This window comes from Pontibacter sp. HJ8 (assembly GCF_054824225.1).
On record NZ_JSYF01000146.1, the window covers coordinates 1 to 17233 of the forward strand.

A 17233-nucleotide genomic window follows, 5' to 3' on the forward strand; every position below is an offset into this window, starting at 1 on the left:
ATAAGCCGTTGTTCCTGAACCGGAAGCATTTTCTGAAAGGGGTATAAATCCCGCTTTATTTGCGTTTAAAGGGAGAAAAACGTGCCCGGCAGCTTTCAGGAAAGGGGGCTGCCGGGCACGTTTTTTTCGTGATCGAAAGAAGGCTTAACCGTAGATCTGGTTCAGGATTCCGGCCAGTCGGATACCTGCCTGCAGGATGCGCTGCTCTACCGTGCTGAAGTTGTCATAGTTGTAGCGGTAACCCAGCTTTCCGTCCAGGGGAATGTTGTATACCTGCTGGCGATATCCTACCGACTCATACGCCCAGTCACGCACTGTGGTGGACTGCAACTGCTTTACCTGGTCTTTGTCCGGGTTGCCCACAAAAAGGGCCAGTTCGGTAAAGCTCAGGTCCTTGCTCTCGATCATGTCGCTGTCCCAGACACGGTGCAGGTTGGAAGGCTGTCCGAACCACTGCACTTTGACCGCGTTGCCGCCCGAGTCACCCTCTTTGCCCACGTGCAGGGGCTGGTGCAGGTCGCCTACCAGGTGCACGAGGTACTTGAGGTATTCCTGGTGCTGCTTTTCCGTCAGGTTATTTGCCTGCAGCGCTTTTACGAGCTCCTCGATCTTCATGATGATGTCACCGTGCGGGTTCTTCTCCGTCTGATCGTATTTCATACCTGCCGGTATGGTTACCCAATGCCAGTCATGTGTGTGGTTGTACGCCGTGTCCGATTTGATATCATCCATCCATACCGAAACCTCCGCCAGGGAATTATCCTGCAGCACCTTCCTGATTTTTTTCTTCGCTTTCTTGCTCAGGTGTTGCTCTGCTATCAGTCCCACGGCCCGGTGGCCATTTTGCCCCCAGGCAAAAACCTGCCCTACAAACAGAGGGATAAATAGCAGGATACATACTAATTTTTTCATTGCTATAAAGTAATGGTAGTTAAGATGCTGCAAAACAAAGTCTTTTTTGCTTAATTGTGTTACCCAAAACTAAAATCTTTTGGCCGACGGCATCAGGAAGCAGAAAGTACAGAGCTTCATGGCCCACACCAGCTTTTAGGACGCTTAAATTGATCCACCTGTATTCATATTGATTATGAAGATAATTTGTATTGGCTTACTCATGATGACAATTATGATGGAGGTATCGGGGCAGGAGCGCAAAAGGGCCCGGGAATACGGTATCCGGATCGGGGTGCTGCAGCCGGGCGCCCACAATGCCATTACCGATGTGTCCGGTGTAAGGGTAGGGCATACGACACTGATCCGGGAAAAGCACATCCGGACCGGAGTAACCGTGATCGTACCGCATAACGGCAATCTGTTTCAGGCGAAAGTACCGGCGGCGGTCTACGTGGGCAATGGCTTCGGCAAACTGGCAGGCAGCACGCAGGTACAGGAACTGGGCAACCTGGAGACGCCCATTGTCCTGACCAATACCTTAGGGGTAGGCACGGCCCTGAATGCCGTGGTCGACTATACCTTGCAGCAGCCCGGCAACGAACAGGTGCAGTCGGTCAATGCGCTGGTAGGCGAAACAAACGACGGTTACCTCAATGATATACGGGGCAGGCATGTGAGCACCGCCCATGTAACGGAAGCCATCCGGAATGCCACAGCCGGTGCGGTGGCAGAAGGCAACGTAGGAGCAGGTACCGGCACGGTTTGTTTTGGCTTTAAAGGAGGTATAGGCACTTCGTCGCGTCAGCTGCCCCAGGATCTCGGCGGCTATACGGTCGGGGTACTGGTGCAGACTAATTTCGGCGGCGTGCTGCAGGTAGACGGCGTTCCGGTGGGTGAGGAGCTGAAACAATTCTCCTACAGCAAACAGCTATTGGAAAGCGCTGACGGCTCCTGCATGATCGTGGTGGCTACCGATGCACCCCTGGATGCCCGCAACCTGGAGCGCATCGCCAAAAGAGCCATGCTGGGGCTGGCTAAAACAGGCGGTATCGCATCCAATGGCAGCGGGGATTATGTGATCGCCTTCTCTACCCATGAAGGCCTGCGGGTGCCCTATACCTCCAAAGAAAAAAACACAGACTGTTACACTGCTGCGGAACGATGAACTGTCCCCGCTCTTTATGGCTACCATCGAAGCTACGGAAGAAGCCATCATCAATTCACTGTTCAAGGCCGAAACCCTGGAAGGGAACGAAAAGCATGTAACGGAAGCCCTGCCTGTCAACGATGTCATCAAGATCATGAAGAAATACAATGCAATCAAACGCTAATCTTTTCGCCTACAACCTCGGCCGGATCGTCCCCCTGGACGAGGCCTGCCTGCACATCAGCGACCTGGCCATACAGCGCGGCTTTGGCGTGTTCGATTTTGTCAAAGTGCAGCAGGGGCAGCCGCTCTTCCTGGAAGACTACCTGGACCGGTTGTATAATTCCGCCCGGCTATTGGAGCTGCAGGTGCCGCTCTCACGCGACGAAATGAAAGCCGTGATCCGGGAACTGACAGAGCGGAATGCACTGGCTCTCGCCGGCATGAAAATCATTCTGACCGGGGGCTATTCGGAAGATGGCTTTACGCCTCTCAACCCCAACCTGCTCATCACCCAGCACCCGCTCGCCCTGCCCAGCCAGGCAAAAGTCGAACAGGGAATCCGGATCATCACGCATGAGTATGTCCGGGAATTGCCTTCTGTCAAATCGATCAATTACCTGATGGGCATCCGGCTGATCAGCAAGATCAAAGCCAAGGGCGCAGAAGAGGTGTTGTACTACAAGCAGGGGATCGTGTCGGAATTTCCGCGTTGCAATTTCTTCCTGGTGCGGCAGGATGATACGGTCGTAACGCCTGCCAACAACATTCTGGCGGGCATCACCCGGAAAAATGTACTGGAACTGGCCGGCAGAAAATACCGGGTAGAGCAGGCCGATATCACGCTGGAAGAGGTGGCACAGGCAAAGGAAGCCTTCCTGACAAGCACCACCAAGCGCATACTTCCGATCGTGCAGGTAGACGACACGCGGATCGGCAGCGGAAAGCCAGGAAAAATCACCCTGGACTTGCTACAGGACCTGATTGAACTGGAAGAACAGCAGCTGACGGCGGCGAAAGTTTCGTAGATAGTTCAATCGGAATAACTTCCCTGAAAAGCCTTTTCACAACCCGTGGGAAGGCTTTTTGTTTTATTGGGCTATATAGGAATATAAATAACGCGCATCAAATTCAAGCATATCTAAACTACAGAAAAACTTCAGAATCGTAAGTTAAATAGTGCTTTTAAACATCGTGCTATGAACAAACACTTACTCTTGTTGCTCCTGATGTTAAGCACTTTTCCTGCCTGGTCCGGACAGCTTACCATTCCACCGCCCAACTTACCGGATTCCGTTTTGGATCAAGAACCGGCCGATACGACCCTTCAGAGCACAGAAGAGAGAGAAAGGCTGCCGCCGCTCGTCCGCAAAGTGATCGTACCGAGTGTGCTGATCGGGCTGAGCGTGACCCACATGGACGATGAGGGCCTGTTTGAAGGGAGCAGAGGCCTCCGCAGGGTAGTGCAGCGCCACTACCAGGATTTTGATACCCGGCTGGATGATTATGCTTATTATGGGCCGGTCGCGCTGACGGTCGGGCTCAACATTGCCGGGGTGAAAGGGGAACACCACTTTGTCGAACAGGCTTTTCTGCTCAGCATGACCCACTTTCTGAACAAGACGCTTGCCAATAACCTCAAGAGTGTCATCCATGTCAACCGGCCGGATGGCTCCAACAACGATGCGTATCCCTCCGGCCATACCAGCACTGCTTTCGCCTATGCCACGTTCTTTCACAAGGAGTACGGATCGCGCAGTGCCTGGTACAGTGTGGCAGGTTATACCTTTGCTACGGCTACCGGTGCCATGCGCATCCTCAATGACAAGCATTGGTTGTCGGATGTATTGGCCGGAGCAGCGCTGGGTATAGTGTCTGCTGAAGTGGTCTACGAGGTATACCCGTCCATTCAGCGCTTGATTGCGAAGAGCTATGATCAAAAGCAGCAGCTGGCAGTAATGCCCTTCTACAGCGGATCGGCAGGAGGCCTGGCCATCGTATACCGGATCCCGTAAGCTGGGTGGATTGACTCAGGCAAGCTATACCTTCTTTGGAAGAATTCTTTCCTAGAACAAGAATAACGGATTCCGTAGCCAGGATAAGTAAGAAAGCCTGAGACAGTATCATCCGTCTCAGGCTTTCTTACTTGGTTTACCTTGTACTTACATTCCGGTTGCGTATTTCACGATAAGGCCGGTTCCTTTTTTGCCCCCCTCGCTTGCTATGAACATCTCCCCGTCGGGGCCAAAGGCAATTCCCTCCGGCTGGCGCAACAGCTCCTTATCCAGAGTGGCTGTCTTTTTGATATTCCCTTGCTCATCTATGATCAGCAGGCGGTGGTTGGCTGCGTCTGCCAGGTAAAGCTCGCCTGTTTTCGGGTGTATCTCCAGGGACGAAGGCTGCAATACATCATATTTTGACTTTTGTTTTTTACCTGATTTGCCAAGTTGCTCCTGGGCCAGCGCTATTTTGACAACGGGCGTGGTCTGCAGTTTTTTATCTTCTAAAGAGAAAGCATACAGGCCTTTGAAGTTCCCCAGTTTGGTATCATGCCCTTTGGATGCCAGCAGGAGCCGGTTGTTAGCGGCATCGTACGTCAGTCCTTCCATATCGATGCTGGCTGGCAAGGAGGCGCGGTGCTCCTGGGTAGCGGGTTTGCCATTTCTGAAATCGGGCATCTCCAGAAGCGTGCCATCGCTCCGCAGTACATACGCTGTAGTACCGGCAACCGCTATCCCTTCGTAGTCGCCGGGACCGGCAAAGGGTATCTGCTGCACTACTTTTTCCTGCTCCAGGTCATACACAAAGATGATCCCCTTTTCGTCCTGCACGCAGGCCAGCTTCCCATCTGCCAGCATCACGATGCCGGATACTTCATTGAGTTCGGCTGGCAGTTCCCACCGGGCTGCCGGGGTGCCCAGGCTGTTGGCTACCGGTGCGCCGTCACCCGCAACGGGCAGCAGGGAAGCTGTTGCTTTTGTCTGATCTGAGGTCACGGATGCTTCCTGTTTGTTGAGTAGCGTGCCCGTGGTATCGAAATAAAGGTGCACTTCCTTCAGTTTATCTTCCAGTTCTACCCGGAAACTGGTGCGGCCTTTCTCCCTGATCCGGTGGACTTCATCCACCTTGTAATCCGTATACTCCTGCTGCAGCTGAGCGAGCACGGGGGCCGGCAGGTAGCGTTCTTCTATCTCTTCGACATGGCTCACCAGGCTGCCACTTTCATCGAACAAGGCAACCCGCTCCCGGCCGCTTATGTGAAATTCGGCTTCATACAGGTCCGCTTCTTTATCCCAATCTACCTGCTTGATGGTAGGGTATAGCTCTCCAAATTTTACTTTAACGGCTTCCGGCACTTTCGTTTCTGTCCAGGTGTTGTCACAGGCGCTTCCGGCCAGCAGGGCTGCCAGTGCAAACGCCCATATAGAGGTCTTTTTCATTTTCTTTTCGATTTGGTCTTACAGGAGTATACTAACCGATTCTGAAGGGAATCTGTAGAAATGGGGTTTTGAGGAAATTTTTTTAAAATTTTATGCAGAGGCTGTGCCTGCCGGCAGCATAACTGTAGGAAGGATGGAGCTGGTAGAGCGTGCAGATCCTGCTGACCAAAGCCAGTCCTATACCTAATGATCCGGAGGTTTCGTGGCTGCTCATGAAGCGCCGGAACAGTTCTTCGGGTGGTCCCTGCAGCTCCTTGCCGCTATTCCGGACGCATAGTTGCTGCGCGGTCAGGCTCACCTGTATGCTGCCTCCCTTGTAATTATGCCGGATGGCGTTCAGCAGGATGTTGGAGAGCAGTACTTCCGCCAGGCCCCGGTTCATGGATAAGAAAGTAGGTTCCAGGGAGGTGGTTTCGAGTGTCAGTTCGTGCATGTCCACCATTTCCTGCAGCTGTTCCAGTTGCTCGCTGACCAGTGCATGCAGCGGGAGAGATTCATGTTCCTGGAACTCCCGGTTTTCGATGCGGGTGAGCAGGATGAGGGATTTGTTGAGCCGGGCAAGCCGGTTAACGGAGGTATGCATCTCTGCCAGCATGTTGGCCTGCTGCGGCGTCAGGTTATCGGATTGCATGAAAAGCTCCAGCTTGCTGTTCACAATGGCGAGTGGGGTCTGGATCTCGTGCGAGGCGTTCTCCGTGAATTCTTTCAGGTTAAGGTAATCGCTGTGTATCTTGTCGGTCATGGCCCGAAGTACCTCGTTCAGTTCCTGAAATTCTTTTGTTTCCGTTCTGCTCAACGCAAGCGGTTGTTGCTGGGAGAGACTGTAGCGTTTTACCCGGCTGAGGGTGTCGTAGAAGTTTCGCCAGGTATATTTGTTGATCATGTAGTTTACAGCCACCAGACCGACCAGCAGCAGCACGAAGATCCAGGCCATGGCCAGCATGGTGCTCTCAAAGAGGTCATCAAAGTCCATCAGCGATTTGAGGATGGTATACTGGTAGGGCTTTTCGTCCTGATAAGCGACAAAGGTCAGCCTGCGGAAGGGCACATATTCTTCGTCGTAGGCGCTGAATATCAGGGTATCCGAAAGGGCCTCCAGGGCAGGAGAGGAGTTGACGGCTTCTTTCACCAGGATGGCTTCCGAGATACCGGAGGTCACGCTGGGCAGCTCGTTGTTGTGGCGGATGTATTCCAGGATATTTTCCTTGTCGGTAAAGAGCTGGTCATCCACTTCATCGTAGATCTCAACCTGCATGATCTTGTAGTAGCTGAGCCCACCCACCAGGAACACAAAGGCAGATACCAGCAGGTAGTAGAGACTGGTTTTGGTCAGTATCCGCATCAGGCGCTGAACTTATAGCCCATCCCGTACACGGTCTGGATCGGATCTTCGCCTCCTGCTTCTGCCAGCTTGCGGCGCAGGTTCTTGATATGGGTGTACACAAAGTCGAGCGAATCCAGCCCCTCAATGTGATCGCCCCACAGGTGCTCGGCGATGGAATCTTTGGTGAGCACCCTGTTTTTGTTGGACATGAAGTAGAGCAGCAGATCGTACTCTTTTTTGGTGAGCGTGAGTTTGCGGCCTTCAACAGACGCCTCTGCCGATTCGGGGAACACTTCCAGCGATCCTGCCTGCAGCACCTTCTGCCCGTTGAAATTACGCCTCCGGAGCACGGACTTTACCCGCGCATTCAGTTCTGAAAGATGGAAAGGTTTGGTGAGGTAATCGTCTGCCCCGAGTTCGAGCCCGGTTATTTTATCATCCACCGCGTTGCGGGCCGAGATGATGATGATGCCTGTTTCGGGATTGTTCTCTTTCAGCAGCCGCACGATCTCCAGGCCGCTACCTCCCGGCAGCGTGAGATCTACCAACACGCAGGCATAGCTGTGGTTGGCCACTTTTAGCTGCGCCTCCCGGTAGCTGGTGGCAGCGTCGCAGGTATAGCCGCCTTGTTGCAGGTACGAAACGATAGAAGCATTCAAGGCCTGCTCGTCTTCAATTATCAGCACTTTCATCTTCAGGTATAAGGGCGAAATATAAGGACGGATTCTGTAGCAATTCTGTTGTACGCTGAACGTATGCGTTCTGGAGGAGTAGCGTTGTAAGAAGCCCAAAAGTTTTTCTTCTGCCTGTTTTAGCAGAGCAGCAGGTTTAGCAGGTTTCTGCACCAGATCCGGTTTGCTTACTCCCAACGATTCCTTTTCTCCCGTTCCCGGATTTTCTCCTGCCGTTTTCTTTCACGCTTCTCCAGCTTCTTGTCCAGTTCCCTTTCTTTTTTAGTCCGGCCACTTTTGCTCTGGTTCTTCCAGTCATCGTAGGTTTTGGTCACGTTATGGAACAGGCGGTCAAAGAAGTTATCCGGCTGGGGCGGTTCTTCCCGGAACGATTCGCAATTGAGGCGCTCCAGTAGCCGGGGGGGCAGTGGCTGGAAGCGGCTGTTGCGCAAGTCCGCATAAGTTTTGTCCTGGGTCACCCGCCGCATGAACTCCCCCCATACCGGCAAAGCGGTGCGGGATCCCTGGCCTTCGGTCAGGGTCCGGAAACGTACTTTGGGGCTCTCGGCACCGACCCACACGCCCGTCACAAGGTCCGGGGTAATGCCAATGAACCAGCCGTCGGCATGTTCCTGGGAGGTGCCCGTCTTGCCGGCAATGTCTATTTTCAGACCATACTCCGAGCGCAACTTGGCAGCACTGCCTTCTTCCACCACGCCCTGCATGAGGTGCAGCATGATCGCAGCATTTTCCCTGGATAAAACCCTGCGGGAAGCGCTGCCGGCGTGGTGCTGACGGAGCACAGTATTGTTTCGGTCCAAGATCCGGGTCACATAGACCGGTTCAGCCTTGTATCCGCCGTTTGCAAAAGTGGCATAGGCACTGACCATCTCATAGAGCGAAAGATCGGCGGTGCCTAGTGCCAGCGACGGTACACGGGGCAAGTCATGCTGTATACCTACCCGCTTTGCCAGCGCTATCGTCTGGTCAACACCGGCCTGCAGGATGAGTTGTGCCGAGATCGTGTTCACCGAATTTGCCAGCGCACCCCGCATGGAGTATTCGCCCCCGTACTGCTCATTGGCATTGCGCGGCGACCAGTCTTCATACTGCGGATACGTCATGCGTTCATTGGCAAAATAGCTGCAGGGCGCTATACCTTGTTCCAGGGCGGCGGCATACACGATGGGCTTGAAGGTAGAGCCCACTTGTCGCCTTGAGCGCACATGGTCATATTTGAATACATGGTGATTGATACCGCCCACCCAGGCACGCACAAAGCCCGTAGCAGGTTCTATGGCCAGCAGCCCCGTATTGAGGAAGCGCTGGTAATAGGCCAGCGAATCCATTGGTGTCATGGTCCGGGTGGTGTTGCCGCTCCAGTTGAACACATTCATCGGCACGGCTTCCCGGAAGGCAGCAACAGCTTCTGCGTCTGAAACGCCGGCTGCTTTGAGCTTTTTGTAGCGGTCAGACCGGAGCATAGCCTCCTGCAGCACAGTGGCGTCCCCGCCCCAGGGGCTGCGGCCTTTCCAATGCGCGTCAAACTGTTTCTGGAGCAGTGCCATCCGGCGATTGACGGCACGTTCTGCATGTGACTGCATCCGGGAGTCTATTGTGGTGTAGATCTTCAGTCCGTCGGTGTAGAGATTGTATGGGGCGCCGTTTTTCTTACGTTGTCTGGCAGCCCAGGTCACCAGCTCGAGGCGCAGCTGCTCCCGGAAGTAGGGGGCTATGCCATCGTTGTGGGTGATGTACCGATACCTGAGTTTCAGCGGCCTTTGCTTCAGGGAGTCTGCCTGCTGTTGCGAGATGTACTGGTATTTGGCCATCTGGCCGAGCACCACATTGCGCCGCTGCTCGGAGCGCTCCGGGTTTAGCCGCGGGTTGTAGGTGGTGGTGGCTTTGAGCATTCCGATCAACACAGCTGCCTCCTCAGTGCGGAGAGAGTCAGCGGTGGTATTGAAAAAGCGCCGCGAAGCCCGCTCGATGCCATACAGGTTGCCGCCCATCGGCACGGTGTTCAGGTATAACTCCAGCAATTCCTGTTTGGAATAGATGCTTTCGAGTTTGCGGGCAATGATGATCTCACGCAACTTGTTCACCGGCATGGCAAGCAGTCCCTTGTTTTTTCTTGGGTAAAGGTTTTTGGCCAGCTGCTGGCTGAGGGTGCTGCCGCCCCCAGAGCTCTCCTGCTGCAGCAGCAGGGTTTTGATAAATACCCGCAACACGCTACGCGCATCCACGCCGCTGTGCTCATAAAAGCGGGCGTCCTCGGTGGCAATGAGGGCATCGATGGCAGCCGGCGCGATCTCGTCGTAACGGATGTTGGTGCGATCCTGGATGTAATAGCGGCCCAGCAGCACGTTGTCGGAGGAGTATACCTCGGATGCGGTATTGTTTTGCATGGCTTTCAGTTCACCGCGGGAAGGAATATCCCCCAGCAGGCCCGTGTAGACGGCCAGGTAAAAGAATGCGAAAGCCAGCAGGAAGAAAAGCGTGCTTTTGAGAGCGATGTTAAAAAGGATCTTCAGGTCTGCCAGTTTGGGCTGCTTCCAGTTGTAGTGCCGGAAGGCCTGCCACTTTTTCTGCCAGTAAGCGCCCGTGAATTTGGGCTGCTGGCTTTGAGAAAAGAGTCGAAGCTGTGTTGCCAGGAAGCTGGTAACCGGTACAAGGATTCCGTAAATAACTAACCTGATTAACTTTATAAGCACACGCTTCATATATACTCGTATTTCGTGTTGCGAACCCGCGTCCTGCAGCTGCCGGAAAGAGGAACAAATGGCCTGGCTTCCGGCGACAATAACTACGCCATTTTCTTAATTCGGTAGCGCAACTGCGAAAATAAAGGGTTTACAGGAAACCTGCGGCGGTAGGTATAGCAGCGGTTTCTACGATGTTCAGGAACAGAACGCTTTTAGCCGGATTTCATTTCCTGCCGGTATATTTAATTGATTCTTCGGCACAGACCAGCAGTACAGGTCTGCCCATTTTCCTATTTTCCAGGTATAGCCGGGCGTTCGTTCCGTTAGAGGGATGCAGGTGAGCGGCAAAAGCTACAAGCACCCTACGCCGTAATAGGACCGGCCCTATACCTTGTCAGGTATAGGGCCGGTGTTTATGCCTTTGTTCGCGCTAATCTTCCTCTTCGTGCAGCAAAAGCCATTCCGTAGCTTCTTCCTCAGACAAGAAGTACTTGGTTACATAAGGCAGGTTCGCCGCTTTTAATCTACAGCCAATGGCGTCGCTGCTCATTTGTTGCAGGGCATCGGGTGATGTGACGACAGCAAGCCGTTTCAGATGGCATTTGGCCAGTACTTCTATGGAGGTAGTGATCAGCCAGCCCTGGTCTTCCAAGGTCAGGATACCGAGCCGCTGGTTGTTTAGCATGACCCGCTCCAGTTTGTACTCCCGGAGCGCACGACCTGCCTTCAGCATACCATACCGGTATTGCCGGCTGGCGGGTGGCTTCATCCAGCGAATATTCATCACACTTTCCTTATGGTCCATCGAGATGGACACAAATTCAGTCCGAAGCTGGAGCAGGTTAGGCAACGGAGCGGCCGGGTGAAGCTTTGGAGCTTCCACTGCCTGTCCCGGGCTTCCCTTTTGGCCTGTGCCGATCCTCTGCAAATGATTCTGGCGCAGCAGTTTCAGGTTGAAGTTGAGGGGAATGCGGATGTTGTCCTCATCGGTTGCCGGACATTTTCCCTCGCAGTCAAAGAGCCAGCATTTTGCCTCCTCTATGGTATGGAACAGCCTGATCTCATAGGGGAGTATACCCGTGTTTGTTACTATGTTTTGCATGGCAGCCGGCTGCTGGCCGGCACTGGACAGAACCCGCGCACTTCGCCGGATAGAAGATCTGGCAAAAGCCTCCTGCAGAAAAGCAGAAGTCCATCTCTGGTCTTCCATCGAAGGCGCGTTCATGGCGGTGATATCGACCAGAACCAGCTCGGCCCGTAGAAAAGCGACGCTACGGGCGGTCATACGGATCGCCTGCCGGTACTCGGCGCTGCTGACCGGTTTCAACCATTTGGCCTGCAAAAATTTTAAACCGGGGCTGAAGCTGATCGACATAAAAACCGCTTCGGTTGTCGTGCCTGGTCGGAATTCGGAAACCGGGTTAAGTTTGTTCGTTTGTGTTTGATCAGAGGACAGAGTTTTCATTCAGTTTTTATCAATACTACACGCTACTTACCTTATTGAATTACCTAGTGTATTTCTGGTCTATACCTACTTTTCTATTTCGATTTTTCCGTAATTTTTTGGGGTCGAAATACCCAATCAGCTTTCTGTTGACTGCCAATATCTTTGCTAAACCAAACTGTAAGTGCATGAGTTCAAGCTATTTGAAAAAATTGCTGACGTGATTTTTCCCGCGCGGAGGAGGCCGAAATGCCAGGTAAACGTTCACCCATAAAAGAATAACATTCACCCTTATAAAGATCACGTTCGTATTAAACTGCTTCCGTTGCGGAGATTGGTCCCGCTATACCTTTCATCCGGAAAAAGAGGTATAACGTAGGAAATCAGGTATGGAATTTTTAATCTGAAGAGTCGAGATGAAGGACAAAAACGATTTCCCTGATGCGTCCGGGGTTGATGTGGTGCTGATCGGGGCAGGCATCATGAGCGCGACGCTGGGCATGTTGCTCAAGGAGCTCCAACCCGATATAAATATTGCTATTTTTGAAAGACTCGATGTGGCAGCCGCGGAGAGTTCGGACGCTTGGAACAATGCCGGTACGGGGCACTCCGCTTTCTGCGAACTGAATTATACCCCTGAGCTGGCCGATGGCTCCATCGATACGACCAAGGCTGTTACTATTGCGGAATCCTTCGAAATCTCCAGGCAATTCTGGGCATACCTGATCCAGAAGAACAACGTCAAGGTGCCGGGAAATTTTATCAACAGTATCCCGCATATGAGTTTTGTGTGGGGAGATGCCAATGTCGCCTACCTTAAAAAACGCCATGCTGCGCTCACACAGTGCCAGTTGTTCAAAGGGATGGAATATACCGAAGATCCGGCGAAATTGACAGAGTGGATGCCCCTTGTTATGCAAGGCCGCGATCCGCGGGAAAAAGTGGCGGCTACCCGGATGGACCAGGGAACGGACGTGAATTTTGGTACGCTGACGCGTGGCATGTTCAATCAATTGATGAAACTGGAGGGCGTGTCGATGCATTTCGGGAAAGATGTTCGCAAGCTCCGGCAGGAGAATGACCTGCGCTGGCGTGTTAGCATCAAGGACCGGAATACAGGCGAGAAGCGGAAAATAAGAGCTTCCTTTGTTTTTATTGGGGCCGGAGGCGGTTCCCTGCCGCTGCTCCTTAAATCAGGAATACCGGAAGGGCAGGGCTTCGGCGGTTTCCCGGTCAGTGGCCAGTGGCTCAAGTGCACCAACCCGGCTGTGATCCGGCAGCACCGGGCCAAGGTATACGGCAAGGCATCGGTGGGTTCGCCGCCCATGTCGGTTCCACACCTCGATACCCGGTTCATCAATGGGGAACAGGAATTGCTTTTCGGGCCCTATGCCGGCTTCTCAACCAAATTTCTCAAAAACGGATCTTTCTTCGATCTCCCGCTTTCCATCAAAGCCAACAACCTGCGGCCGATGCTGGCCGCCGGCATCCGGAACATCCCGCTGACGCATTACCTCATTGACCAGGTGCGCCAGTCACCCGACGACCGGTTGGGTGCCCTGCGGGCGTACTATCCGGAGGCCCGCGAGGAAGACTGGCAGCTGGCAGTTGCCGGGCAGCGGGTGCAGGTGATCAAAAAGGACGCCCAGAAAGGCGGCGTGCTGGAATTCGGAACCGAAGTGGTGAGTGGGGCAGATGGCTCGCTGGCCGCTTTGCTGGGCGCATCACCGGGCGCATCCACGGCCGTGTCCATCATGCTTAACCTGCTGCAACGCTGCTTCCCCGATCAGATGAACACCGCCGCCTGGCAAAATAAGCTGAAGCAGATGATCCCATCCTATGGCGAGTCGCTGCCGCAAAACCCGGAACTGCTACAGCAAGTGCGGGCCTGGACCAGTGAAGTACTCGGACTGGAGAATGTCTCGGCCCGCCAACCGGACAAGGTATAGGAGTAAATCAAACCCGGTATAAACCAAAACGCCACGCAAACGGATAGCTTGCGTGGCGTTTTGGTTATTGGTTAAATGTGGAAGATTACCACAATCTGATTCTGGCTTCCGGTGCTTTATACAACTTGTCACCCGGCTTCACATTGAAGGCCTTGTACCAGGCATCCATGTTCACCGGAGCCCCGATTGTGCGGTGTTCTCCCGGAGAGTGGGAATCTGTCAGGATGAGCTGCGCAGCAGTTTCAGGCAAGGTGTTGCCTCTCCATACCTGTGCCCAGGCCAGGAAGAAGCGCTGATCCGGCGTGAAGCCGTCGATCTTCTTCTTCGACTTGCCCTGCTTGGTCATCTTGAAGGCTTCGTAGGCAGCACTCAGGCCACCCAGGTCCCCGATGTTCTCCCCTAGTGTCAGCTTGCCGTTCACATGAATGGTGTCCAGTACGGTATAGGCGTTGTACTGCGCTACCAGCTGGTCAGCCTTTTCCTGGAAACGGGCACGGTCTTCGGCCGTCCACCAGTTGCGCAGGTTGCCGTCTTTGTCGTACTGGCTGCCGGAGTCGTCGAAGCCGTGGGAGATCTCGTGGCCGATCACAGCACCGATACCGCCGTAGTTCACCGCATCATCCGCGTTCGGATCGAAGAATGGGAACTGCAGGATACCGGCCGGGAATACGATCTCGTTCATCACCGGGCTGTAGTAAGCGTTCACAGTCGGAGGAGTCATACCCCATTTGCTGCGGTCAACCGGTTTGCCCAGTTGGCTCACCATGTCGTTGTAGCCCCACTGGCCGGCGTTGCGCACGTTCTGGAAGAAGGCATTGCGGTTAATCTCCAGGCCATCGTACGTTTTCCATTTCTCCGGATAGCCTACTTTCGGACGGAAGGTAGAGAGCTTCGCCAACGCTTTCTCTTTAGTTTCAGCAGACATCCAGTCCAGGCCTTTGATACGGATCTCGTAGGCTTTGATGAGGTTGGCGATCATCTCATCCATACGGGCTTTTGCCTCCGGTTTAAAGTGCTTGGCTACGTATAGCTGGCCCAGCAATTCACCAATGGTGCCATCTGTCAGTTGCGACATACGCTGCCAGCGTGGCGTCTGGATCTTTTGTCCTGAAAGCGTTTGCGAGAAGGCGAAGTTGGCCTCCACGAAGTCGTTGCTCAGGTAAGGCGCAGCAGACTTCAGTACGTTCCACTGCAGGTATGTCTGCCAGTCGGCAGCAGGCGTGGAGGTCAGCAAACCGTTCAGTTCCGTGAAGAATTTCGGGTTGTTTACCAGGATCGTGTCCTGACCGTTTACCCGCATCTTTGCCATCAGCGACTTCCATTCCATGTTCGGCGTGGTCTTGCTGAAATCAGCTACGGAGAACTTGTTGTAGGTTTTGTGTGGGTCACGCATCTCCACACGGGCCATCTGCGCAGCTGCCAGTTTCTTCTCCAGGTTGAAGATGGTTTCGGCATTTTTCTGGGCAGTCGCTTTGTCAACGCCTGTCAATGTGAAGAGGGTGGTGATGTAGTTTTTGTAAGACTCCTGGATCTTGGTGCTGCGGGCATCATTCTTCAGGTAGTAGTCGCGGTCCGGCAGGGTGGTGCCTCCCTGGCTCAGTTGCGGTACCATGTTCTCCACGTTTTTGCGGTCCTGGCCTACGAAGAAGCCGAACATAGGAGAACCAGCTCCGGATGTTCTCAGGTAGGCTACTTCGTTGAGCACGCCATTTACATCCTGGATCGATTTGATTCTTTCCAGATCCGCTTTGATAGGGGTATAGCCCAGCTTCTCGATGGCCGCACTGTCCATAGCTGCAGCGTAGAAATCGCCGACACGCTTCTCAATGGAACCGGGTGCTGCATTGGTTTTGGCAGCAGACTCGTTCAGGATGGTTTTTACCGCGTTGATGTTAAAGTCACGCAGCTCGTTGAAGCTTCCCCAGCGGGTTTCCTTGGCAGGAACCGGGTTGTTTTGGAGCCATACGCCATTGGCGTAGGTATAAAAATCATTGCCTGGCTTCACGCTCAAATCCATGTTGGACTTGTCGATGAATTTGGCCTGCTTGGTTGCTTTGCCGCCATACTGGGCAGACGCCTCCAGCGAGCAGATGGCTGCCGCGCCGAAAAGCAACAACTTCAGTCGGTTTTTCCAAACAGTTTTCCCTAACGCTTGCTGCGCAGGCAACGTGTTTTCTTTGATTTCTGTCATTGTTAGATGGATGTGTTTTATAGAATTCGAAAAACACTCGTTTGCACAGAAGGTTTTTCGAGGCCCTAAAATAAGGTTATTTGCTGAAAATAATGACATGGCCAGCTAATTATAACCCGTTACAGGCGCTAATAATTCGTTTTCCCTATCATTCCTGGAGTAAAGGGCCTGTGTCCTGGGTTTCCGGGGTAGCTGAAGGGAAACATCAGGCGCCTTTGAGCAGGTTGATGCTGATCGTGGCCAGGTCCGAATCCGGGAATTTATGGAAGGCTCCCTGCTCTGGGTATAGGCCTGCCTCCATCGCTACCTTATGGAACACATCTACCTCTACAATGTACTGGTCCGAAAAGCCATGTGTGGCATCGTAGGCAGTAGCAGCAGTTTTGCCCAGGTTGGCGGCAGCCAGTGCGGGCGGAATCGTATGCAGTTCCATGGTGAGCAGGCCGTATTTGTTGACGTAGGGCGTCCACTTTTTCAGGTGCTCCAGCAGGTTCTCTTCTACTTCGTTGTTGCGGATGTGTTGTCCCCGGAAGGCAAAGGCTCCGGTTGAAGCACTCACCCGGCCTGGCGTTTGCCGGGTAGGGCGTTCCCAGATCCGGTTATGGTCCAGAAAGGTGCGCACGTTCAGCAGCTCTTTCAGGTCCATGTTATAGTTCTCCTGCAGGTCCCGGGCCAGCAGGTCTGGCCGCCCGATATCGCCCCAGATCACCTTGGCCCAGATATCGGCTTTGATCAGGTTAGCCCGTGTTACCTTGAGGGCCGTCTGGTTATAATCGGCTCCTACCAGGAAAAGCGGGTACTGGTCCAGCAGTTTGCCCCGTAAGGTTTGCCGGTCGATCACATCGAATATATGTTGCAGGAAGGCGCCGTTGCCACAGCCCATGTCCAGTATACCTTTGGGCTGCTCCTCGATCGGGCGATTAAAGAGCTCGATGATGATTTCATCGATCACGCTGAAATAAGTGGAGTGGGCGCCGCCGCTTCCCCATACATTCATCTCGCGGTCCACGTGCAGTTCCGGTGATCCTTCCGGCGTGTTCCAGAGTACGGTCGGATCCCCGAAGATCAGATCATCCAGATGCCGGAAGGTAGGGATGTAGGAAACGGTGACCCCATAGGCGCTTCCCCGTTTGGCAAAGAATACGCCTTCATCGGTATACTCATACTGTTCCTTCACTTTACGGAACCAACCCAGGTGCGCGAACAAATCCAGTATCTTGCGGAAATCCTCGTGGTTCTCGTGAAATTCTTCGGGACTGAAGCGCGTCTCCATGAAATACTTATGGAACATGCCGTTCATACCCAGCCGCACAATGGTTGGGCCCATCAGCATACCTTCAATGTGTTTGAGCACCTGCTCCTGTACAGCCCGTACAGCAGGCGCTTCGGCTAAGGTCAGTCCATACCTGTCGCGGTATTTGTCTGCTATTTTGGCCCATACCTGGTAGGGCTCTTTTTCAAATTTTCG

General features: G+C 53.5%; 11 protein-coding genes and 1 pseudogene. 4 read left to right on the forward strand and 8 right to left on the reverse strand.

Annotated features, from left to right (window positions below; translation table 11 throughout):
* Positions 1-144 precede the first annotated feature (144 nt).
* The gene (locus OB13_RS07800) at positions 145-912 is read right to left on the reverse strand and encodes a S1/P1 nuclease (RefSeq protein WP_461489596.1); all 768 of its coding nucleotides are present in this window, start codon (positions 910-912) and stop codon (positions 145-147) included.
* A 175-nt stretch (positions 913-1087) separates the two neighbouring features.
* Between OB13_RS07800 and OB13_RS07805 the strand changes: the two are divergent.
* The 3 genes and pseudogenes from OB13_RS07805 to OB13_RS07815 all read left to right on the forward strand — a co-directional run bounded on the left by OB13_RS07805 (position 1088) and on the right by OB13_RS07815 (position 4056).
* Positions 1088-2225, forward strand: a pseudogene (locus OB13_RS07805) (DmpA family aminopeptidase).
* Positions 2209-3069: an aminotransferase class IV gene (locus tag OB13_RS07810; RefSeq protein ID WP_461489597.1), complete on the forward strand. Its 861-nt coding sequence runs from the start codon at positions 2209-2211 to the stop codon at positions 3067-3069. Before OB13_RS07805 ends, OB13_RS07810 begins: the two are co-directional and overlap by 17 nt.
* A 171-nt stretch (positions 3070-3240) precedes the next feature.
* Positions 3241-4056, forward strand: a complete 816-nt coding sequence (locus OB13_RS07815) for a phosphatase PAP2 family protein (RefSeq protein ID WP_461489598.1) — start codon at positions 3241-3243, stop codon at positions 4054-4056.
* A 147-nt stretch (positions 4057-4203) separates the two neighbouring features.
* Here OB13_RS07815 and OB13_RS07820 read toward each other — a convergent pair whose 3' ends face one another.
* The 5 genes from OB13_RS07820 to OB13_RS07840 form a co-directional block, all read right to left on the reverse strand.
* A complete protein-coding gene (locus OB13_RS07820; RefSeq protein ID WP_461489599.1) occupies positions 4204-5481 on the reverse strand; it encodes an SdiA-regulated domain-containing protein in 1278 nt (425 codons plus the stop codon).
* An 82-nt stretch (positions 5482-5563) separates the two neighbouring features.
* On the reverse strand, positions 5564-6823 hold the full coding sequence (locus OB13_RS07825; RefSeq protein WP_461489600.1) for a sensor histidine kinase: 1260 nt from the start codon (positions 6821-6823) through the stop codon (positions 5564-5566).
* Complete coding sequence (locus OB13_RS07830) at positions 6823-7497, reverse strand: response regulator transcription factor (RefSeq protein WP_461489601.1); 675 nt, start codon at positions 7495-7497, stop codon at positions 6823-6825. The genes OB13_RS07825 and OB13_RS07830 overlap by 1 nt, the downstream gene beginning before the upstream one ends.
* Positions 7498-7664: 167 nt before the next feature.
* Entirely contained in the window at positions 7665-10199 is a 2535-nt protein-coding gene (locus OB13_RS07835; protein WP_461489602.1) for a penicillin-binding protein 1A, read from the reverse strand.
* Between the two features lie 412 nt (positions 10200-10611).
* On the reverse strand, positions 10612-11646 hold the full coding sequence (locus tag OB13_RS07840; protein ID WP_461489603.1) for a hypothetical protein: 1035 nt from the start codon (positions 11644-11646) through the stop codon (positions 10612-10614).
* 395 nt (positions 11647-12041) lie between these two features.
* Between OB13_RS07840 and OB13_RS07845 the strand changes: the two genes are divergently transcribed.
* On the forward strand, positions 12042-13574 hold the full coding sequence (locus OB13_RS07845) for a malate:quinone oxidoreductase (protein WP_461489604.1): 1533 nt from the start codon (positions 12042-12044) through the stop codon (positions 13572-13574).
* Positions 13575-13659: 85 nt separating this feature from the next.
* Here OB13_RS07845 and OB13_RS07850 read toward each other — a convergent pair whose 3' ends face one another.
* Positions 13660-15765 (reverse strand): M13 family metallopeptidase, encoded by a 2106-nt coding sequence (locus OB13_RS07850; RefSeq protein ID WP_461489605.1) that lies wholly within the window; start codon positions 15763-15765, stop codon positions 13660-13662.
* A gap of 205 nt (positions 15766-15970) precedes the next feature.
* On the reverse strand, positions 15971-17233 hold a 1263-nt coding region (locus OB13_RS07855; protein ID WP_461489606.1), incomplete at its 5' end, for a class I SAM-dependent methyltransferase.